The sequence below is a fragment of the Enhygromyxa salina genome (assembly GCF_002994635.1).
Lineage (GTDB): Bacteria > Myxococcota_A > Polyangia > Nannocystales > Nannocystaceae > Plesiocystis > Plesiocystis salina_B.
On record NZ_PVNL01000086.1, the window covers coordinates 85,202 to 106,250 of the forward strand.

Consider the following 21,049-nt stretch of genomic DNA (forward strand, 5'->3'; position numbering starts at 1 on the left):
TCCTCGATACGAAGTCGCCGGGCTACCGCCGAAGAAGCTCCTCGGTGAGCGCCTGCGTCGCCGCCGACTGCTCTGCCAATGTCGCCCCCGCCCCGATTCGCGCATCCACGAGTTCGTTCATCATTTGCGCGAGATCATCGAGCTGCGTGTCGGACAGGGTGATCTTCGGGATCCTCGCGTTCCTTGCCATCGTAGGATCAGGATGCACGAGTTCTTCGATGACGACGATGTGCGATCGGGACACACAGATCCGTTTGATCAGCTAGCAAGCTGGAAGCTTGCTCAGGCTGCGATCCACGCCCCATTCGCACCGGCCACGCACCGTTCGATGCGTGCCCGGGATATCGCTGTAACTATATGATATTATTGGATAATATCTGGCGTGCCGGGCATGCATCGAACGGTGTGTGGCCGCCATAGATGCAAATGCTGGACTTGACGGAGCGACTCATTCACATTTGCGCATTACTTCACCTTCGACACCTGCCGCGCGCATAACATCAAGAAGGGCTTGATCGCTGACACCGTCTGCGGGAGTCAAAATGACATCTCGTCCATCAACGATCGATTCCATGAGCGCCTTGCCTTCTGCCAGGCCAACGCCGGTGCCGGTCCGAATTGCCCTTACCACGGAGATCGGGAGAAAACCTTCGGTATAACCTGTGATTTTGACCATTGTTTCAGCCTACGGGTCGACCGGGTCGACTGTGATGGTGAACGGCTTGGGAGTCCGCCCCTTTGTGGAGCCGGTCGAACGGGCAAAGCCCTCGACCCTGACGGCGGTTGCGCCGCGTTCTTTGCCAAATGCCCTTACGGTTTCGATCAGTTTCCGGGGACCAACCGTGTTGAACGCAGTTTCAACTTCGCCGGTCGTCTTCTGAATGTGGAGTCCTTCCAGGACGAGAATGTCACCCTCACGCTTGATGCCTGCGAGAATTTCCAAGGTGTCGTCGCCGATGTTGGCGGTGAGGTGGATCGTTCCAGACTCCTCCTCCAAGATCTTGAACACCGGCCCTCCCCCCTCGACGAGTCCTTCCCCGACTTGAGCCCCTCCCCTGGTACTTGCGGACAGTGCTTCGATCTGCCCGAGTCCTTTCGACAGTGCGCGATTCACCGATCGGCCAACACGCGCCCCCAGTGCCGCAAGGTGCCCGAATTCTCCAATCAGCGGCATCGCCTCCATTGCGACCTGTGCGCCAAAGCTGACTCGGCCTCCGATATATGTGATTCGTCGTTGCTCGCTCTGGACGAAGTCAGCATGGAAAGCGAGAAAGTCGTCCTGGATGCCGACGGTCTGGTCGCGGAGATGTGGTCCGGCATGGGCAGGAAAATTCTCATATAATCCCAAGGGTGGCTCAATCTGCTGGGCCTGAGCTAGGTCCTGCTCGTATTGGCGCTGCGCGGCCGCTGCTTTGGCGCGGTTTCCGGCTTTGATTGATCCCGTCGGTGGCCCGACGGACTCCTCTGCATGCCAAACCCAGATTGTCGCTTCATGTCCATAGTCATCGAAGTCTGTTCCTCCCGCTTCCCAAGATCCTTTCGCGTTCGAGCCGGCCCAGTCTGGCATGGTCTCACTGACAAATGTCTCCTCTTCACCGGTCACATCCGATGCGCTTGATGGATTATTGCAAGCATATCGATAGCGATTGTCCCCCGCTGTGAGTCCGACTGGATCGGGCGATATCCAACGTGATATCCATGGCGAATAGTATCGAGCCGAGTGATACTCGAGCCCGGTCTCCTCGTCGCGCTCCATTCCGGTGTACCGGTATCGCCTCGCCGATACATCGATACTGGCGTCGACCGCTCGGTACGCGCTGGTGCCGTAGGGGTGGTACTCCTCGTAGGAGATGATCGCTCCGCCTCGGTCGAGTTCGGTCGCCGCTGAGCCCAGGTGGTTGCTCAGCTGGTAGCGGCAGAACGCCACCGAGTTGCCGACAGTCATGCCGTCGTCGACGGTCTTCGTTTCGACCATACAGATCCGGCCGCTGCCATCGCTGACATGCAGTGACTCCCGCTCGAGGTCCAGAGTGCCGTTGGTGCGTTTGCGGTAGAACTCGAAGGGTCCCAGGTAGATGCGCTCTTCGGTCGTGCTGCCTTGCTTCTCGGTGTACTTGCGGCTCCTGATTCCGCCAGCGTATTGGAAGTAGACCTGCTCCGTGCCAGCGGTGGCGTGCCTGAGTTGGTCGTCGTGGTCCCAGTCCATCGCCGCGAGGTGCGGCATGGTCGTCATGCTTCCGTGGGCATCGTAACCATAGGTGTGCGAGTATGGGCCGTTCGCCGCGTCGCCTGGAGCGGAGATGGCGAGCAGTCGGTTGCCGTTGGCAGCGTACTCGTAGCGGCGGGTCCAGCCGGTCCCCGCGGCGGGGAGGTGCTGCATCTTCAGAATGTTCCCGACGCTGTCGTACACGTAGCGCTGCGTGTAGCGGCGCATCGCCGACGGATCGCTGGTCATCGGCTGCGGGCCGACGGGGAGTTGCTCGTGGGTGCGCTGCGTCGTGCCTTGGGTCGCGTGTTCGCGGCCGGTGGCTTCGATCAAGCGGTAGGTCGCGTCGTAGGTGTACGAGTTCGCGGCCTCGACGACGGCGTTCTGGAAGTAGACCGTCTGCTGGGCGGTGTCGCGGATGTCGGTGATGTTGCCGGCGGGATCGTAATGGTAGTGGAGGCCCTGGAGCGCGGTCTGGTCGGAGCCGCGGATCGTCAACAGTCGGGAGAGTCGGTAGGTCTGCGGATCGTAGGCGTAGGTCGTGGTCGTGGTCGGCGAGTTTGCGGGGCCGTAGACGACGCGCTCTCGCTGGCCGCGGGCGTTGTAGGTGATCTCGCCGACGACGGTCTCCAGCGTCGGGCTTCCGCGGTGCTCGAGCTCGACGCGCTGGAGTCCACCACCTTCGTCGTAGGAGTACGTGACCTCGGAGTTGTCGGGGGAGATCGCCGTGAGCACGCGGCCGAGCGCGTCACGCTGGCTGCGCGCCGAGAATGTCTCGGTGTCGAGCAGCGGTGCGGCGGCGGTGGCCATCGCGGGAATTGTACTTTCTTGGAGAAGCGCACTCCAATCGGGCGTTGTGGTCTTGCTGGCGACGAGCTGGCGCTGCTCGTTCAGCGCGTGGCCCTTGAAGTCGAACGCGGAGGTCGTGGCCACGCCAGCGCCATCGTAGACACGGTACACGCGGCCGCGGTGGTTGGTGGTCTCCGGTGTGGCGAGCAGCTCGCCGTAGACCATGCGCTCGAGCAGTTTTTCTGCGCCGCCACCGACGGAGACCGTGCGGTCAACGGGTCGTCGCAGAGTGTCATAGGTGCTCAAGAAGCGTTGGCCCCGGCTGTCCCAGCTGCGCATGGGCTGGCCGAGCGCGGTAAGTAGGTGCCTGCGATCACCAGCGTCGACACTGCCGACGAACAGCGACTGGCCGTGCATGCCGTAGGTGCGGGTCTCGGCCGAGTTGCCGCGCGCGTCGACGACCTCGAGCACGTTGCCCTGGATGTCGAGTACCGAGCGGGTCGCGTAGAACTCGTCTACGCCTTGATCATCCTTATTGTGGGCGACGGCGAGAAATGGCCGGCCGAGCGTGTCGAGGTGGACCTTGCTCGGCGTGTCCGCGTGCTTGGCTGCGAGCTGAGCGGCGCGACGCTCTTTCTGCAGCGCGACGTCCTGGCCTTCGTAGCCGATCCGTGCCGCGTGCCAGTCACTGTCGAGCACGGTGTCGTTGACGTCCCAGCTGGTCTGCCCCCACGGCGTGAACTCAACGCGGGAAAACGTCCCGTTGGGCAGGTCGGTGCGGATCAGCCGGCCGAGCGGATCATAGTGGTTGAGCGACGTGACGCCCTGCTCGACGAGTTCCGCCTCGTCTTCGTAGTCGGGTATGCTGGAGAAGTAGGGCTCATACGCCTTGACGACGTTGCCTTTGTTGTCGAGCACCACGCGACCGTTGCCCACCCAGCGCAGGTTTGGGCTGGTGTCCGCATACTGGAGTTCGCCATCCATGATGATCAGCGCGCCGTCCTGGTCGCGCTGCGGCGCGAGGCCGGGACGCGTCTGGGCCTTCACCATGACCACACCACCTGCGCCAGAAAAATAGGTGCGCTGCTCGAGCCAGCGCGTGTTCGGGTCTTGATGGGTCTCCCGCTGCCGCGACTTCGCCCAGCTTGGCTTGCCGGAGTTCTGCCACGCGAACAAGTCATACTCGAAGGTGCTGGTTCGATCATCGAGGGTGTCGCCGTCGTTGTCGCCCACTTTGCCCATGATCGCGCTAGCGATCACGAATCCGAGCACGTCGGCGGCGACCTGGCTGCGGTTGCCGTTGGCGTCGGTCAGCTGCCAGGGCGCGAGCAGGCGATAGTCGTGCGCAGCGCTGACCGTGTTGCCGAGCGGGTCCGTGCTGCTGACGGTCAGCAGCGCGTGCGCGTCGTAGGTGGTCGAGTACACGTTGCCGCACGGATCCTCGACGGCCGTCACCATGAAGAACTTGGTCGCGTCGTAGGTCGGGTGACCGGTGCGGACCCACCAGGCGTCGTCGGCGAGCACGTACTTGCCCTCGTCCTCGAGCTCCGCGTTAGTCGGCGCGCCGGTGAGCCCGCCGAACACCGCTTGGCGTTGGGCCTCGGTCATCGCCATCGCGTCGCTGTCGTAGACGAGCGCCTTGCTCTGCACGCTGCCGTGGGGCAGCGGGTCCGACAGATCATCGGCGAGGTAGCGCATGCGCGTGCGACTGAGCAGCCGCTTGTCGACGCCGTCGGCCGTGTCCGCGGCGGCGCGCATGACCTTCCAGGCGAACGCCGAGTCGGCAGGCGCGACCAGGCCGTGCAGCTCGTAGCTGCGCGACTCGATCGCCACGCCAAGGCGCAGGGTGTTGGGATCACCATCGAGGTGCACCACGTCAGCCTCGCTGATCGTGACGTGCAAAGCTGACTGGTCGGCGTGCTCAGGGGCCCCCCGCCGCGGATAGGCGACCGCCGCCGAGCGCAGCACCGTCCCATAGTCGTCGACCTCGAGCACGAAGCTGTGCCCGATCCGCGGATCCGCAGCGTCGCGCTCGTAGTGATAGCTCAGCGCCTCACGGTCATGCGCGAGGTAGACACCGAACCGATTGTCGCCTCGCGCTCGCACCTGACGAACCTCGAAGGTCGCCTCGCTGACCGTGTACGGCACGCCCTCGAGCTCGGAACCGTCGAGCGCATAGACCTCGGTTCGCAGCGTTCGATTCGCGAGCGCGCGCAAGGCCTCGGCCGTGTCGTCGCCGCGCAGCCCCGACGGCATGCGGCTGTCGGGCAGCTGCCACGCGTCCGCGTCGCCGGCCCAATACTCATCCGCGAACAGCCTCGAGTACTTCTTGCCGCCCGTGAGATAGGCCCCGGTGTGAAACCAGCTCTTCGTGTAGACGGGCGGCTGGTGCAGCTGCTCTTCGACCACGTCGAACTGCTCGAACGCAAACAACCCATCACCCGAGAAGTCCGCGAATGACTCGGTGTCCCAAGTCTCGACCATGCCGAAGCCCCGAAACTCGCGCTCTTGCCCGTCGAAGTACCCGTGGTGATATGCGAAGTGCTGAACGAACCGCTGGCGCGAGACGTGGTCGAGGTGCTCGACGCGATCGACGACGTGCACGGGGAACGGCAGTTTGGTCAACCACGGTTTCCCGGCGGCCTTGTCCGCCAGGTAGAACTTCGTCGAGGGCGCGTAGCTGATCCGCGTCTGCGCCCCCATGTTGTTCTTGGTAGCGATCAACAAGTGCGGCTTCGTGCCGCTGGTCAGATCGATATAGCGCAGCACACCCCCGCGACCGGCCGAATGCGACGATGACCAGACCAGGCACCCGGTCCCGTTGCCCTTCAGATCCACGACTTCGACCCAGTCCACGCCGCGCAGACTGGGGAACTGCGACACGTGCTCGCCAGCCGCGAAGCTGTTGCCCGACAGGTTGCGGTAGATCGTGGCGCCGCGATCACCGAGGTAGATCAAGTCCGTCGTGCCGCTGCCGTCGACGTCGCTGAGCCGGACCCGGCTCGGATGAAACAGATCGCTGGCCGACGCGAAGCTGGACAGCCCGCGCATGCGGATCATGCTCCCGAACTGCCCAAAGCCGAGGCAAGGCCAGTATGCGACCTCGCCGTTGCGGATCCGAACCAAGTCCGGCAGGCCGTCGCCGGTCATGTCCGCGAACTGGATCGATGTCCGCGCGTCGTTGAACACCAGCGTCGGCCGCGAGCCCGCGTCGTGGGTGTTGGGGATCCGCTTGGGTGCGTCAAACCCATCGGCGCCCTTGCTTCGGTACCAGGTGAAGTGATCTCCGCGATCGATCAACACGTCTGGGAAGCCATCGCCGGAGACGTCGATCAGCTGCATCCGCGGGTCCTGCCAGTCGATGTTGGGGATCGTCGAGAACTTGCGAAAGTTGCCCCAGCCTTCGTTATTGGTCCGCGTGAAGTACCCCGGCGCTGGCGCGACGAAACTGACCAGCTCCTTGCGGCCGTCGCCGTCGAGATCCATGAGCTGCACGCCGGGAGCACCGAGCGTGGTCGGCCGCGAGGGCATGGCCACCATCGGCCCGAAGCGGCCGTCGCCGAGGCCACGCTTGAAGTACCAGGTCCCGGCCGACTCGGTGACCAACCCCGGTACGCCCTCGCCGTCGAGATCCACGAGCCGAGTCATGCGCCCGTCGATCCCCGCGGGGAGACTTTTCAAGGTGGTCGCGTCGGTGATCTCGTGCAGCACCGGATCCACCGACGCGTCGCTGTACTCGAACTCCAGCGTGGGCAGAGCGGCAGTGTCGAACCAACCCGAGTCGGCGTCGAGTCGATAGCTGCGCTGAACGACACCGGTCACCCGCGTCATTGCGGGATCCTCCGCATGCAGCAGATCCGTCGAGCCAACCAGATACGGCGCCTCGCCGAGCTCGGCGAAGTGGTGGAACATCAGCACCCGCCGACACAGCCTGCGCGTGCGGATCTCGAACCCAGCCCGGTAGCTCGAGAAGGTGTCGAGCCGCGCCGGCCAGGGCCGATCCTCGGCTGGGCTGACCTCGAGCTGCTCACCGTGCCAGGTGCCATGCTCGCCGTAGTCGAGCACGACCTCGAACATCCAGCCACCCGCGACGAAGGGCGTGGCGTTGCCGTACTTGATCCGCTTGAGATAGCGCTGCGCCTGCACGCCATCGTTGGCGAGCCGCGGCCGCTCTTCGGCCGCGTTGACGTCCACGCCCGCCAGATCCTCTTGCTTGTATTCGTAGACGATGATGTTCCCGCGATCATCGTGGGACTCCTCGAGCAGCCACGAGAACACGCGCTTTGGATATGCTGGATCAGCCACCCGCGCCGCGGCGGTCTTGCCATAGTAGCTCGTGACATTGTCGCGCGAGATCGTCTTCCAAAACACCTGCTTCGTGGCCTTGGAGCGCCAACGCTCGATCCTCGAAAACCCGCCCTCGACTCGCGGTTGGAATCGGTGGATGAAGTGACCATCACGCTTCTCGAAGTCGACCTCGACCAGGTCCTCGACACCCGACAAGATGAAGGTGTCGTTTTGCTTGGGGTCGGGGTTCGTGTCCCAGTACTCGGGCAGGCCCTTCTCGGTCTTGCGCGAGATCGTCGGCACGCCGAGCGACCACCCGATCCCAAGCGGCCCATTGCCCTGACCCGAGCCGTAGCTCAGCGCGAGGCTCGGCCCGAAGCGACCGCGGCCCGGTGACGTGGCGACCGGCACCGAGGTCGAGCCAGTCCCGGTGAATGGGTTGGGCGAGAACTTCTCGCCGATGCTGCGCACCGCGCCGCCGCCGGTGGGCAGCGAGATCGTCGGTGCGAAGGTCGAGCGTGGATCACCAGCCTGATCGCCGCCGTAGGGAGATCGAAACGCACGCGCGAACGGGTTGGGATCAGCCGGCCTGCCAGCCCCGGGCGCGTCTCGCCCGGGAAACACACCCGCGTTGAACGGCTGGCTCCGCTGCGCGCCGTGAATCGGCAACGAGGGGCCGGAGGTCAAGTTGGATCGGTTGCGACGATCATTGTCGTTGTTGCCCATGCCGTCACCTCAATCGAGCGTGTAGCGAAGGGAATATAGCGGCGCTTGGTGAGCCGGCCGAGCGGCCGGGTTCACCGAAGGAAGACTACTCGACGCGGAGCCAACGGTATCAGGGTTTGTTGTCGGTGCGAGCAAATTGATCATCCGTCGCGAAGATCGGACATGAGAGATCACAACGAAGAAACCGTGACGGAAACATCATCGACGGACACGCACGTGCAGCTTCGCACCACGTGGCCCAAGGTGGGACGCCTACTGCCCGCAGGTCGGGGACGTGAGAGCGCTGCCCCGACTCACGCGGCTCTAACTCGACGGGGTTTGGGCGTCTGGCCGGGTGGCGGCGATCAACTGTCGCTGCGCCCGAATGAACCGGCGCGCTTCCGCCCGGGGCAGGTGAGTTTGCAAGATCGCGGTGACGGTCTCTTCGATCAACGCCGACCCGACAGCGCGAGCGTCGTAGGCCGCCCGAGCGGCGGGATCGAGCAGCACCGCGCAGGCCTCCATGAGCACCCGTGCTCGGCCGGGTTCGACCCGCAAGAACTCTCGCTGGTAGGCGTCCTGGATCTCGTCGCGCTCGGCCTCCGGGCCGACCCCGAGGATCGCGTAGTAGTCGACGTCACTCATTCTGCCGCCGCCATCGTCTCGCGGCAGCGACGCGCTCGCAACCCGAGGCGTACCGGTGGGTCATCGACTCGCGGCGGACGGCGGGCTGTTGGGTTGCAACGGCGTTGTACGGGCAGCATTGCTGACCGTTCCGACCAGCCGAGCGGCAGAAAACCCAGCGGTCGAGCCGCGCGCCTCGGCGGTGCGACGCTTTCCTTGCCAGCCAACCGCTGGCGAAAGGAAAGCATCATGTTCATCAAGCTACAGGTACTACTCACGTTCTTCGCGACACTCACTGCCACCAACGGGGGGCCTCCGGATCTGTGTGACCTCTACTACACGGACACGGGCAAGCCGATCCTCTGCGAGCCTCACCGCGACGGTGCGCCGATCTTCGACGACACCGTTTGCTGCGAGGGTCGCAGCTGCTCCCCGGCCCGGGATGTCACTGCGTCAGCGGGAACCCCTACTACTGCGAGCTCGGGGAGGTGCGCGCCACCGGCGAGGTGAGCTGCTACTTCGAGGTCCCCGACTTCTGCGAGGTGTTCCCGTGCAAGCCGGGGTTCCAGGCGCAGCCGCAGGCAAACTTCATGTGTTGCTATGAGGGGATCTGCTGGAACACCTACACTGGGTCGAACGACTGCGAGATCCAGGACATCTACTGGTGCAACGACGGCGTCACAAATCAGGACGGTACCGTCACCTGTCTCGACTAACCGCCAGGTTGGTGGGTGGGACGAAGCCTCGCTTCGTCCCACCCTCTCAATCCTTCGAGACTTCGTCGATGATCGTGTCGAATTCCGTGACGCTGACCTGCGAACAGCGCCTCGACGTCGGCGACGTCGATGTCGGCGAAGGGATCCTCCGCCCGTTTGAACGCGACCTGACGCTCGAGGTGGTTATCCCAAGCCCGGTAGACCGTCGCGTTGCGGCCCCCACCGATCGGGGACGCGTTCTCGAACCGGTCCGAACTGAACTCCTTCAGACGCCGGGGGGACTGGTCGGCCTGCTCATCCATGTGATCGTGATGGTAACACCCCGAACATCTGCTGGTTGAAGTATCTACAAACGGCTGCACGTGCAGCAGGGGCAGCGTTCTGGCGACGCCTCGACGCGTGCAGTTTGGTGCGCGTGAAAAAGTTGAAAATAATTCGAACGAAACACGCACGGGCCTCCAATTTAGATGTTGGAGAACCAGCGGCGGCGTGCGGAGGACCTTCCGACAACCGCTCGTGGGCCAGCGCCTGCGGGTGCTGAGAGAGTACTTGCGTCTGAGCCGGGCTGAGCTGTCGAACGCGACTGGCGTCGACGCCAGCGCCCTCGCTCGCCTGGAATGCGGTGGAGACGTTCGAATGTCCACTTACCTCACAGTAATCGACTACTTCCTCGAGCGTGCTCCGGAGGCGTGGATGCTCGCGGACCGAATCGTGGCACTTGGAGATGAGCACCGGGCGAAGGCCAACGACCACATCTTGTGGCTCGCTCGTACCGGGTGTCACAGCCCGGGCTATGTGATCGCAGCCAGCTCGGCAGAACTGATCGCCGCCAGCTCGCCTGGACTGATCGCCGCCAGCTCGCCTGAACTGATCGCACTCAGCTCGGCAGAACTGATCGCTAGAACCTAAACAGGCGACCAGTCCCGGAACGTTGTTCGGGATCACCCGGCGATCCTGTCGAGATGCGCACGATCACCATGCATCGACTTCAAGATCTGGTTCGACTCCACCGCCTCGGCACTGGCGCCCGCGAGGTCGCTCGGCTGCTCGGGATGAGCCCCAACACCGAGCGTGACTACCGACTCGCGCTCCGCGAGGCAGGCCTGCTCGAGGGCGACCCCGACGACCTCCCCGAGCTCGTGATCCTCCGCGCTGCGATCGAGGCCACCAGGCCAGCCAAGCCACCCGCGCAGCAGCAGACATCCAGCGTCGAGCAGTGGCGCGAGAAGATCGTCGAGCTGACCAACGACGGCGCCACGCCGACGGCGATCTACGATCTCCTGCGAACCCAGCACAAAGCCGCAGGCTTCAAGGGCAGCCTGTCCGCGGTCAAGCGTATGTACGCCCGGATCCGGGCCGATAAGGGCATCTCGCCAGACGACGTGGAGATCCCCGTCGACACCAACCCCGGCCATGTCGGGCAGGTTGACTTCGGCTCCGTCGGCAAGCTCTGGGATCCAGTGACCAACGCGCTGCGCCAGGCCTACGTCTTCGTGATCGTGCTCGGTTACTCGCGCCACCAATTCGCCAAGCTGGTCTTCGACCAGAAGGTCGAGACCTGGCTCGCGCTGCACGTCGAGGCCTTCGAGTTCTTCGGAGCCGTGATCGCAACCATGGTCCCTGACAACCTCAAGGCCGCGGTGATCCGGGCGGCCTTCGACGTGCGGACCGAGCCCGTCCTCAACCGCAGCTACCGCGAGCTCGCGCGCTACTACGAGTTTCAAGTCGATCCGACGCCGCCTTACAACCCCGAGAAGAAGGGCAAGGTCGAGTCCGGCGTCGGGTACGTCAAGCACAACTTCATGGTCACGATCGGCAAGGAGCGCGACATCACCGTGCTCAATCCTCGCCTGATGAACTGGGTGCTCGAGGTCGCCGGCCAGCGCACGCACGGGACCACGCACAAGCGACCGCTCGAGGTCTTCGAGACGGTCGAGAGGGCCAAGATGCGCCCGCTGCCAGCACACCGCTGGCAGCCGGTCTCGTGGCGTCAGCCGATGCTCCAGCGTGACTGCCACGCCCTCGTCGACGGTGCCCGCTACTCCGGACCGTGGCGCCTCATCGGCAAGCAGCTGCTCGCGCGCGTCGGCTCCAAGAGCGTCGAGCTGTACTTCGAGAACACTCGCGTGGCGACCCACGGTTTCAGGCAGCCAGGTGGACGCAGCACGCACGATGAGCACCTCCCGCCCGAGCGCGGTGAGTACCGTCACCGCGAGCGCAGCTACTGGGTCGAGCGAGCGCAGGCCCTCGGCGAGGAAGTCGAGAGCTACGTCGCCGAGATCTTCGCCAGCGACGACGTGCTGTGCCAGCTGACCAAGGTCCAGGCGATCATCCGTCACCTCGACAACTTCCCGATCGAGCGAGCTCGTGCGGCGTGTCGTCGCGCGTCGTTCTACGGCAGCTACAGCTACCTTGCGATCAAGAACATCCTGCTCGAGGGCTTGGATCTGGAGCCCTTACCGTCGCGCCTCGTGCCAACGAGCGGCGGCCTCGAACGTCCCAGGTTTGCCCGCAACGTCCAGGAACTCCTGGATTTCACAGTGGACCCCAACGATGCACCCAACTGACGAACTACCCTCGATCTTGAAAAAGCTGCGCCTGTCCGGCGTGCTGCAGACCCTCGATCTCCGCATGCGCCAGGCGGTCGACGACGACCTGGCTCTCTCCGAATTTCTCCTGCGACTGCTGACTGACGAGGTCGAGCGCCGAGACGCCAAGCAGATCGACAACCGATTGCGCCAAGCGAGCTTCGAGCACCACAAGTCGCTCGAGGACTTCGACTTCACCTTCAACCTCAAGATCCCGAAGGGCAAGATCATCGATCTCGCCACCTGCACCTTCATCGCCAAACACGAGAACGTGTGCCTCGTCGGTGAGACCGGCGTCGGCAAGAGCCACATCGCCCAGGCGCTCGGCCATCGTGCCTGCATGGCCGGCTACAAAGTGCTCTTCACCTCCGCGCACAAGCTGCTGACGGAGCTGCGCGCGGGTCGGGCCGACAACTCGCACGAGCGCCGGCTGGCTCGCTACGGCAGCGTCGACTTGCTGATCATCGATGACCTCGGGCTGCGAGCGCTGACTGGTGACGAACCGCTCGACCTCTACGAGATCATCCGGCTTCGCTACGAACGAGGGTCGACGATCATCACGTCCAATCGAGCGCTCGAGGAGTGGGACCCGCTCTTCAAGGATGCTCTGCTCGCGAGCGCCGCGATGGACCGGCTTCGGCACCACGCTCACATCATCGAGATCACCGGCGACTCGTACCGCAACCCGCCTCCTGGGAAGGTCGCCTGAGGCAATGTCCGGGGGGCTGCCGTGGATCAGTCCTGCCGAGCTGGCGGTGGATTTTCTGAATCTGGGATCGGCGGTTTTGCGACGCCCGATCTCGCGGTCAGTCCTGCCGAGCTGAGTACGATCAGTCCTGCCGAACTGAGCGCGATCAGTCCTGCCGACCCTTGACAGGAATACGAGCCGCTTTGATTGGGGATGCTGTATAGCATGTCACACCTCGGCCGCTCGGCTCGTCATAGCTTCGAACGTCGATCCCGGCGCTCCGAGCACAAGGACGAGACATGAGCGAGAACACGCGACTGGTCTGGAACGAGGTGGCGCCGCGAGGCGCCAAGGCGCTCTATGGCATCCACCACTATATCACCACGAGCACCGATCTCCCGAACGAGCTGATCCACCTCGTCTTCCTGCGGGTGTCGCAGATCAACGGCTGCGCGCACTGCATCGACCTGCATACCCGGGACCTTCTGAAGACGATGCCACTCGAGAAGGTCGTTCTGGTTCCGGTCTGGGCCGAGGTGCCCCACCTGTTCTCAGAACAGTACCGCGCCGCGCTGGCCTGGGCGGAGGAGGTCACGCTGGTCAGCGAGACGCACGCCTCCGACGAGGCATATGCCGCTGCAAGCGCCGCCTTCGCGCCAAAGGACCTCGTCGACCTGACGATCACCATCGCGGCGATGAACGCGTTCAACCGCCTCGGCGCCCCCTTCCGCCTCCCTGTCCAAGCGAAAGCCTAGTCAGCTCGCTCATATTGTCAGGGGCGGCGACATAGCCGTCCCGCCACCGCCGATGTCGATCTTTGGTCCGTGGCTCTGCGTCTCACATCGCCAATTTTTCCAAACCATGTCACATCCGACCCATCCTACATCGTCCTTTGGTTCAACGGACGCCTGACAGCGGCATGGGGCCGCCGGGTCCGTTCTCGAACAAGGAGACGGGTGCCATGAAGATCGTGATAATTGGCGGAAGCGGGCTCATCGGTCGAAATCTGACGGCCGAACTCTCGCGACAGGGCCACGAGGCCATCGCGGCATCGCCGAGCAGCGGAGTGAACACGCTGACCGGCGAAGGCCTCGCGGAGATCCTTTCCGGAGCCGACGCTGTCGTCGACGTGTCGAACTCGCCCTCCTTCGAGGACGCGGCGGTGCTCGACTTCTTCGAGCGTTCGGGCCGCAACCTCCTCGCCGCTGAGCGCGAGGCGGGCGTGAAGCATCACGTCGCCTTGTCGATCGTCGGCGCGGACCGCCTCGAGGGGAACGGCTACTTCCGCGCCAAGGTCGCACAGGAGCGGCTTATCAAGGACGCCGGCATCCCCTTCACCATCGTGCGTGCGACCCAGTTTTTCGAGTTCGTCGCCACCATCATCGAAGCGGCCGTCGACGGCAACCGCCTCGTCGTACCCGATGCCGACTTCCAGCCCATCGCCGCCGCCGATGTCGCCGCAGCGCTCGCCGAGGTCGCGCTCGCTTCGCCACGCAACGCCACGATCGAGATCGCTGGGCCCGACCGCCTGCCGTTCCGCGACTTCGTCGCCCGCCGCATCGCCGCCGGCGGCGACCATCGGGAGGTGCAGGCCGACAGGGCGGCGCTCTACTTCGGCGCCGCGCTCGAGCCGGGTTCGCTTGTTCCCGAGCATGTGGGAGCGGCGCGTCTCGGGCCGACGCGGTTCGAGAACTGGCTCTCCGCCGCCTGATCCCGATGTGCTTCTCCCATCCACGAAAAAGGGTCCCATCCATGTTCAGGACAATCTTGCTGGGCACCCTCTTTGCCATCTCCGCCATCTCCCCCATCTCCCCCATCCCCGCCATGGCGGCGGATGTCGCGAGGGGCGAGGCACGCGTCACGACGATCTTCGACCATCCTCTGCCTTCGGTCCCCGGCAAGAGCCTGCGCGGTGTCCTTGTCGAGTACGGCCCAGGCGGTTCCTCGCCGTCCCACACTCACGCCGCATCCGCCCTCATCACGGCAACCGTGATCGAGGGCGCGGTGCGCAGCCGGATCAACGACGGGCCGGAGATCGTCTTCCGCGTTGGCGAGAGCTTCGTCGAGATACCGGGCGACCATCACGGCGTCAGCGCCAACGCCAGTGACGTCGAGCCGTCCAAGCTCCTTGCCGTCCTCGTCGTGGATACGGACGACACCAAGCTGACAACGCCGGACCGCCCGTAGGAGACCCATGTATCTCGGCGGAGGGGCTCATCCGTGGCTATCATCGCTGAGGCAACCGAAACCATCGTCGAGGACATGCACATGCGGAAGGTAGACGACATCACGGCCATCTTCGAGACCCATCGGGCGCGGCTGTTGCGCATTGCGTACCGCATGCTTGGCTCACGCAGCGAGGCCGAGGACGTCGTGCAGAACGCTTGGCTGCGTTGGGTCGGCGCAGACCGGGACGATGTCGCGGCCCCTTATCCCTTCCTCGCGCGCATCGTCACCCGGCTCTGCCTCGACGAGATGAAATCGGCTCGCGTCCGTCGGGAGAACTATGTTGGCGCCTGGCTGCCCGAACCGTTGGTGGAAACAGAGAAGGACGGCGTGGGCGAGGACGACCTGACGCTGACGCTGATGATGGCATTGGAGCGCCTGTCGCCGCTCGAGCGGGCAGCCTTCCTGCTCCACGACGTCTTCGGGGTGCCGCTCGGCGAGGTGGCGGATACGCTCGACCGAGAAGCGGCGGCGGTACGCCAGCTCGCTGTCCGGGCGCGGCGGAACGTTCAGGCCGCGCGCCCGCGCTTCCCGGTGGAGCGCGAGGAGGGCGAGCGGATCGCGCGTGCCTTCTTCGCGGCCTCCACCAGCGGCGATACCGCAATGCTGCGCACGCTTCTTGCCGAGAACGCGGTCTTGCGCTCGGACGGCGGCGGCAAGGTTCTGGCCTTCATCAATCCCATCATGGGACTGGACCGCCTCCTGCGGCTGTACGAGGCTGTGCGGCGCAAGTGGGGGGGAAGCTGGGCGCAATTGCTCGAACCCATCTGGATCGATGGGCTGCCCGGCTATGTCAGCCGCGAGCGTGGCGACGTCCTCCAGACGACAGCGCTCGCCATCGAAGACGGCCGGATCACCGCGATCTACATCACGCGCAATCCTGACAAGCTTCGCCACGTCGCGCAGGCTCTCGCGGCGGAGCTGGACCCGGGCTACCGGACACAGTGATCGAGCAGCGGGCGACCGCGGGGACGCCTCGCACAACATCCAACCCCTTGAAGCGCTCCAAGCTCCGGCAGGGCGCGCCAACTCGCGCAGGACAACAGCATGACGCAGAAGCCGATCGGCTCCGGCTTCGGTGCCGCCAGCACGGCGATGGAGGTCATCTCGGGCCTTCGCTGATCGTGTCGTCTCCGCCAGCAAGCCGGTGTCGATCCTCGTCAACAGCGCGGGCGGATGGGACATGCGATGCGGGGTCGGGGCTAGCGTGAACGTCGCGCCGCTCATTTTCGGCGTGTGGATCGACTCCACGTTCCACCCGAGCCAGCGCAATATCCGACCGCCGCCTGTGCTCGTCGCAAACCAGACATACAATTTAACTGATGCAACAATATCAACGATCAGGCCTTCGGTGGTCCAGACACCGTGCTGGCGCTCTACTACCAAGACCCCGACGGACCGGGCGATGATTTCGGCGTGAGCGCGCGACTCTCGAGCTTCGCGCGCAGCAACGGAAACCTGAAGACAGAGTGCTCGGTGAACTCGAAGACAGCGGGCCAATGGCAACGGAACATCAGCACGCCGTGCAACGTCGACTTTGGCAAGGCCATCTATTGGGTTGAAGTACGTGTCGAGCGCAAGCAGCCGAGCACCCAGGTCGTGGAGTTCAACGCCGTCGCGCTCGAGAACAGCATCTAGGTCGAGGAACGCCTACCCACGCGCGGACACCAACCACGCCCGGGTCCGCGTCGAAGACGTGTCATACGGCGCAAGCACCCCGAGTACCTCAAACCCCAGATCGACAGCTGGACGAGCCGTCTGCTCGAGCGCGCGCGCTCGCAGCGTCTGATCATCGATCATCTCGGCAATCAGCAGATCCATCGGAGTCAAGCTCGCGTCCGGTGCAGCCCGCCGCAGCTCCACGCTCCGCACAAACTCCGAGTGCGCAGCAAGCTTGTTCAACAGCGGCGCGCCCTCGGCCCGCAGATCGACGAGCGTCAGCGTAAACCCATCGCCGCGCACCCGAGCGCGCCATTGCTCGGTCACGCTGGGATCCTCAGCCTCGATCTCCAACACGGCGACCAGCACCAGCGCGCTGGCGAGGCTGCTGGTGCTCAGGCCTTCGGCCCACAGCTCCTGCGCGTCCTCGTACGCCTGCACGGCCGCGCGGGCGTCCGCCAGCGCGGCCTCACCTTGCTGGATCCGGGAACGCTGGTACAGGTCATCCCCGTCGAGCTGGCGCAGCACCGCCCGCGTCGCCGGCTTGGCGCGCTTGCCCAGCTGCTCCGCGGCCGCCCGCGCCTCGAGCCTGGTGGTCAGCTCCTGAAGCCCCTGCTCGTCATTGGTGCCGTCCACATACTCGGCGGTGGCCCGCGCGCCATCGGAGGTGTCGAGGCCCCCGACCAGGCGCAGGCGCTCGAGCATCTTGGCCGTCGCCGCGGAGTCGTCGGCGAGGCGCTGCCACTCATACTGACCCATATAGGGCACCGTCATCTGCGGCGCGATGGTCTCGAGCCGGGTCCAGGTGTCGAGCGCGCGGACCCGCATGGGGTCGCCTTGAACTGCGGCCAGGAGCTCGTCGTGCTTGGACGAGCGCGAGATCTCGACGAGCAAGCTGCTGACCTCGGGGGCGGAGATCCGCAGGCCCTTGGTCGGCACGAAGCGATCGAGCAGCTCGAGCTGGGCCCTGAAGTCGAGCACCGTCGCGTAGTTGCCAAGTACGATGCCATCGTCCGGTGAGTCCGCGACGGCGCCCTGCATGAGCGCGACCGCGTCGTCGACGTGGCGCAGCTCGCCCGTGCACGCGTGGCGGGCGACCAGGGTCAACGCGGCGTTGTTGAACGAGCCGTGCTGGCGCTCAGCCTGGGCGGCGTAGAGGGAGTAGACCTCGGCGTACTTCTTGTCAGCAGCGGCGAACTTGCCGTCGCGGCGCAGGGCGTCGGCCTCGACGTCCAACAAGCTGGTGCGCACGTACTCGTCTTGCTGATTGCCGCGCTGCAACCACATCCGGCGCTCGTCGATGTCGTGGGCGAGCAACGAGCGAAACACGGCGGCCTGGTGCTTGCCGGGCTGGTCCGCGCTGGTCTCGTAGACCGTCTCGCTGATCTCGCGAGCTTGCTCGAACTGCCCGAGCGCGCGGTAGCCAGCGGCGGCGAGCAGCTGCACGCCGGGCGCGGGGTCGTCGAGCAGGTGTTGGAATTCGGCCTGGGCCTGCTCCGTCTTGCCGAGCCGGAAGAACACCTGACCGAGCGAGAGGTGGTAGTCGGGCAGACCCCCGGCCTCGCTGCGGAATGACAAGAAGGTGCTCTGCGCCGAGTCGAGCAGCTGCTCGCGCTGCTCACCGGTCGCCGTGCGAGCGCGCTCCAGCTGCACGGTGCCCAGCAAGATCGCAACCGGCACGATGTCGCTCTGACGCTGGTACTCGTCCTGCAACGTGGTGAGCTTGCCGGAGCGCTCGAGCTCCTCGCTGAGCCACGCGCTGAACGCCGCGCGGGCGACGTCCTCGTTCTCGCTGAGCAGCTTGGCCTTGTGCTGCGCGGGGATGTTGCCCTGCTCGGCGCGGGCGATCAGCTGGTCCTGCAGCCGGGTGATCTCGGTGTCGAACGCCCGGCGCGCGTCCATGAACGCGGGCAGCCGGTTGCGCAACATCTGCTCGAGCAGCGCCGCGGCCTGCTCGACGTGGCCGCGATCACGCTCGATCGAGGCCAGCAGGTACTGGGCGTCGTGGGTCATCAGGCCCGGCTTGCCGAGCACCTCGAGCTGGGCGGCGGCCTCGTCGAGCTGACCGCGGCTGCGATGCAAGTCCGCGAGCGCGACGACCACCGGTTGATCGGTTGGGTCGGCCTCGAGGGCCGCACGCAGCTGCGCCTCGCGCTCGACAGCCAGCTGCTCTGGGTCCGGGGCCGGCTGCTCCTCGACCGCCTGCGGTTGCTCGGCGTCCTCGTCCGCCCCCTCATCCGCTCCCTCGACGGCGAGCGCTGGGTCGGGCGCTGGGGCGCCATGTTGCAACATCAGCGCGCGCTCGGGATCATTCGCCAGCGCGAGCCCACGGTTCGCTAGCTCGCCCGCCCGCGCGCTCTCGGCCGGGTCGACCTCCGCCCCCCACACGCGCAGCTCCGGCGCGATGTCGGCGAACAGCGTGGGGGAGTCGGGCAGCGCGGCGATCAACTCCCCCATGGCGTCGCGGGCCTTGGGTTCATCCTCGGCCAGCCGGGCATACTGGCGCAGAGCCTCGAGCGGCCAGTCGACGGCCAGCTGGGTGGCCAGGGCCATGCGCGCCGCGGCGATCGACCGGTCGACGCGCTCACGCCGACTGGGCGGCGCGAAGCGATCGGCCGCGATCAGCAGCTCCAGGCTCGCGTCGGCGCCCTCGGGCGTGTCGGTGTCGAGCTGGTCGGACCAGTCGAGCAGGCGATCGACGAACGGCTCGGCCAGCTCGTTGTTCTGCACGCGCCCCGGCAGCGCCGCGTAGCGCTCGATGATGCCCGTGATCGGATCGACCGCGGCCGGCGTGATCGGATCGGGGACCTGCGCGGTGGCCATGCGTACCCAGCCCTGCACGACCGGCAGGAGGTCCGTGTCGTCGTCCACGCCGTTGTATTCGATCGCCAGCTGCTCGTAGCGCTCGAGCGCGGCCTCGGGGTCGCTCGACTCGAGCTGCGCGACCTCGTCGATCGCCAGTCGCAGGTGCCGCTCGGGCGAGTCGAGGTACGAGCTGACCACGCCAAACGTGATCACCAGCGCGAGCAAGGCGAGCAGGCCGTACTGCCACACCCGCATCAGCAGACCGAGCGGCACCTTGCCGTGGATCTGGTACTGGTCGCCATGGTCCGTGACGTTGTACGCGTCGATCGGGATGATCGGGATGAAGATCAGGGTCGCAAACCGGATCGTCGTGTAGCTGCCGTCGGTCTCGTGATCGAGATTGCCGTAGAACTTGACGCCGCAGCCGTTGATCGTGAACAGGGCTGGCGCGCCGTTGATCGGCGTGGGGGTCTTGGCGATGCGGCGCCCGAGCTCGGCGATCGGCGGCGCGGCCGAAGCCAGCGCCGCGCCCAGCCGCCGGGCCTCATCGAGCTGATTGTGACGAAGCAGCCAGCTCGCACGCACCAACTTGCTGAAGCTGCTCAGATCCGCGACGCCGGCCTGGTACAGGCGCTGGTCGCCGATGTCTGGGCAATGCTCCGCGCAGCGCGACAGCAGCACGCCCGCCTCCTTGCTGCGACCGGCGACATCCAGCAGCGCCGCCCCGGCGGCGCTGCGATCGAGCAGATACAAGCGCACGCGCCGGGCGGTGGTCTCGCTGTCAGAGATCGACTCGATCCCAGCGTGATTGTCGAGCAACCACACGCAGCGCTCTTTGATCGCATCTAGCGTTCTGGACTCCCCCACCCAGCTCGCTGCGGGGTTGGGATCACGCTGCTCGAGCTGCTCGGCCAAGCCATCCAACTGGTCACGAAAGATCTGCGGTTCCACGCCGCGATGGTCGTCGATCGGAGTGGTCCGCGCAACACACGTCGCTCGAAGCTCGGGTACCCTCACGCCCCATGACGCCGCCCCCCGAAGGTCTGCGAGAGCTCGAACTCGAACCAGGCGTGCTGCGCTGGGTGCTGGACAACCCCGCGCGGCGCAACGCGATCAACCCCGCCATGTTCGAGTGGATCACGGCGCGCTGTATCGAGCTGCGCGGCGAGGTCGTGATCGTGCGTGGAGCCGGCGACCGAGTCTTCACCTCGGGCTTCGACCTGACCGCGCTCGCCGATCCCAAGCTATTCGACCAGCCCTTCCCCCCCGACGCCGCGCTAATCCGCGCCGCCACAGCCATCCAAACCGCCGACGCCACCTTCATCGCCGCGCTCAACGGCGCCGTAGTCGGAGCCGGCGTCGAGCTGATCGCCGTCTGCGACTTCCGCCTGGCCTGTCACGGCGCGACCCTACGCCTACCAGCAGGCAAGCTAGGCGTCGTCTATCACGCCGCCGGCCTCACCCGCGTCCACGCAGCCTTCGGCCCCACAATCGCCCGCCGCCTCCTGCTCGCCGGAGACAAGGTCGAGATCACCGACGCCCAGTCCAGCCTCACCGCCCTCGTCCCCCTCGACCAGCTCGACGACGAGGCGCTAGCCCTCGCCAAACGAATCCGCGAACAATCCCCCCACAGCGTCACCGGCAACCGAGCCCTCCTACGCGCCCTCGACCAACCCCCACTCCCCCCCGACCTCCTCGACGCCCACGACCAACTCCGCCGCGAGGCCTACCAAGCCCTAGCCCCCCCCCCCCCCAC

At 65.5% G+C, this 21,049-nt stretch carries 16 protein-coding genes; 11 read left to right on the forward strand and 5 right to left on the reverse strand.

Going from position 1 to position 21,049, the window contains the following annotated elements; genetic code table 11:
* Positions 1-22: 22 nt before the first annotated feature.
* The 4 genes from ENSA7_RS42415 to ENSA7_RS21760 all read right to left on the reverse strand — a co-directional run bounded on the left by ENSA7_RS42415 (position 23) and on the right by ENSA7_RS21760 (position 8,632).
* The gene (locus ENSA7_RS42415; RefSeq protein WP_146157976.1) at positions 23-244 is read right to left on the reverse strand and encodes a hypothetical protein; all 222 of its coding nucleotides are present in this window, start codon (positions 242-244) and stop codon (positions 23-25) included.
* Positions 245-448: 204 nt separating this feature from the next.
* Complete coding sequence (locus tag ENSA7_RS42420; RefSeq protein WP_146157977.1) at positions 449-676, reverse strand: hypothetical protein; 228 nt, start codon at positions 674-676, stop codon at positions 449-451.
* Positions 677-685: 9 nt separating this feature from the next.
* Positions 686-8,008, reverse strand: a complete 7,323-nt coding sequence (locus ENSA7_RS21755) for a SpvB/TcaC N-terminal domain-containing protein (RefSeq protein WP_106091238.1) — start codon at positions 8,006-8,008, stop codon at positions 686-688.
* Positions 8,009-8,311: 303 nt separating this feature from the next.
* A complete protein-coding gene (locus ENSA7_RS21760; RefSeq protein WP_106091239.1) occupies positions 8,312-8,632 on the reverse strand; it encodes a J domain-containing protein in 321 nt (106 codons plus the stop codon).
* A 467-nt stretch (positions 8,633-9,099) separates the two neighbouring features.
* Here ENSA7_RS21760 and ENSA7_RS21765 point away from each other — a divergent pair, with 467 nt between their 5' ends.
* From ENSA7_RS21765 to ENSA7_RS21810, 10 genes are all read left to right on the forward strand, one after another.
* A complete protein-coding gene (locus tag ENSA7_RS21765; RefSeq protein ID WP_146157978.1) occupies positions 9,100-9,327 on the forward strand; it encodes a hypothetical protein in 228 nt (75 codons plus the stop codon).
* Between the two features lie 68 nt (positions 9,328-9,395).
* Positions 9,396-9,668, forward strand: coding sequence for a hypothetical protein (locus ENSA7_RS42425; protein WP_146157979.1), 273 nt, complete (start codon positions 9,396-9,398; stop codon positions 9,666-9,668).
* 175 nt (positions 9,669-9,843) lie between these two features.
* A complete protein-coding gene (locus ENSA7_RS21775; RefSeq protein WP_181233983.1) occupies positions 9,844-10,236 on the forward strand; it encodes a helix-turn-helix domain-containing protein in 393 nt (130 codons plus the stop codon).
* A gap of 53 nt (positions 10,237-10,289) precedes the next feature.
* Positions 10,290-11,894, forward strand: a complete 1,605-nt coding sequence (istA, locus tag ENSA7_RS21780; protein WP_106091243.1) for an IS21 family transposase — start codon at positions 10,290-10,292, stop codon at positions 11,892-11,894.
* Entirely contained in the window at positions 11,881-12,624 is a 744-nt protein-coding gene (gene istB / locus ENSA7_RS21785; RefSeq protein ID WP_106091244.1) for an IS21-like element helper ATPase IstB, read from the forward strand. Before istA ends, istB begins: the two co-directional genes overlap by 14 nt.
* A 278-nt stretch (positions 12,625-12,902) precedes the next feature.
* Complete coding sequence (locus ENSA7_RS21790; RefSeq protein WP_106091245.1) at positions 12,903-13,358, forward strand: carboxymuconolactone decarboxylase family protein; 456 nt, start codon at positions 12,903-12,905, stop codon at positions 13,356-13,358.
* A 206-nt stretch (positions 13,359-13,564) separates the two neighbouring features.
* On the forward strand, positions 13,565-14,314 hold the full coding sequence (locus ENSA7_RS21795; protein ID WP_106091246.1) for an SDR family oxidoreductase: 750 nt from the start codon (positions 13,565-13,567) through the stop codon (positions 14,312-14,314).
* Positions 14,315-14,355: 41 nt separating this feature from the next.
* Positions 14,356-14,790 carry a cupin domain-containing protein gene (locus ENSA7_RS21800; protein WP_106091247.1) on the forward strand — a complete coding sequence of 145 codons (435 nt, stop codon included), beginning with the start codon at positions 14,356-14,358 and terminating at the stop codon, positions 14,788-14,790.
* Between the two features lie 81 nt (positions 14,791-14,871).
* On the forward strand, positions 14,872-15,777 hold the full coding sequence (locus tag ENSA7_RS21805; protein ID WP_106091256.1) for a sigma-70 family RNA polymerase sigma factor: 906 nt from the start codon (positions 14,872-14,874) through the stop codon (positions 15,775-15,777).
* Between the two features lie 417 nt (positions 15,778-16,194).
* The gene (locus ENSA7_RS21810; RefSeq protein ID WP_106091248.1) at positions 16,195-16,467 is read left to right on the forward strand and encodes a hypothetical protein; all 273 of its coding nucleotides are present in this window, start codon (positions 16,195-16,197) and stop codon (positions 16,465-16,467) included.
* Positions 16,468-16,479: 12 nt separating this feature from the next.
* Here the strand turns inward: ENSA7_RS21810 and ENSA7_RS21815 are convergent, their stop codons facing one another.
* Positions 16,480-20,244, reverse strand: coding sequence for a tetratricopeptide repeat protein (locus ENSA7_RS21815; RefSeq protein WP_106091249.1), 3,765 nt, complete (start codon positions 20,242-20,244; stop codon positions 16,480-16,482).
* 119 nt (positions 20,245-20,363) lie between these two features.
* Between ENSA7_RS21815 and ENSA7_RS21820 the strand changes: the two genes are divergently transcribed.
* On the forward strand, positions 20,364-21,049 hold a 686-nt coding region (locus ENSA7_RS21820; protein ID WP_181233984.1), incomplete at its 3' end, for an enoyl-CoA hydratase/isomerase family protein.

What these genes read in the sequence shown, in the direction of transcription:
- ENSA7_RS42420 (WP_146157977.1), bottom strand. Translation starts at nt 676, where the DNA reads ATGGTCAAAATCACAGGTTATACCGAAGGTTTTCTCCCGATCTCCGTG.
- ENSA7_RS21755 (WP_106091238.1), bottom strand. Translation starts at nt 8,008, where the DNA reads ATGGGCAACAACGACAATGATCGTCGCAACCGATCCAACTTGACCTCC.
- ENSA7_RS21760 (WP_106091239.1), bottom strand. Translation starts at nt 8,632, where the DNA reads ATGAGTGACGTCGACTACTACGCGATCCTCGGGGTCGGCCCGGAGGCC.
- ENSA7_RS42425 (WP_146157979.1), top strand. Translation starts at nt 9,396, where the DNA reads ATGATCGTGTCGAATTCCGTGACGCTGACCTGCGAACAGCGCCTCGAC.
- istA (WP_106091243.1), top strand. Translation starts at nt 10,290, where the DNA reads ATGCGCACGATCACCATGCATCGACTTCAAGATCTGGTTCGACTCCAC.
- istB (WP_106091244.1), top strand. Translation starts at nt 11,881, where the DNA reads ATGCACCCAACTGACGAACTACCCTCGATCTTGAAAAAGCTGCGCCTG.
- ENSA7_RS21790 (WP_106091245.1), top strand. Translation starts at nt 12,903, where the DNA reads ATGAGCGAGAACACGCGACTGGTCTGGAACGAGGTGGCGCCGCGAGGC.
- ENSA7_RS21795 (WP_106091246.1), top strand. Translation starts at nt 13,565, where the DNA reads ATGAAGATCGTGATAATTGGCGGAAGCGGGCTCATCGGTCGAAATCTG.
- ENSA7_RS21800 (WP_106091247.1), top strand. Translation starts at nt 14,356, where the DNA reads ATGTTCAGGACAATCTTGCTGGGCACCCTCTTTGCCATCTCCGCCATC.
- ENSA7_RS21805 (WP_106091256.1), top strand. Translation starts at nt 14,872, where the DNA reads ATGCGGAAGGTAGACGACATCACGGCCATCTTCGAGACCCATCGGGCG.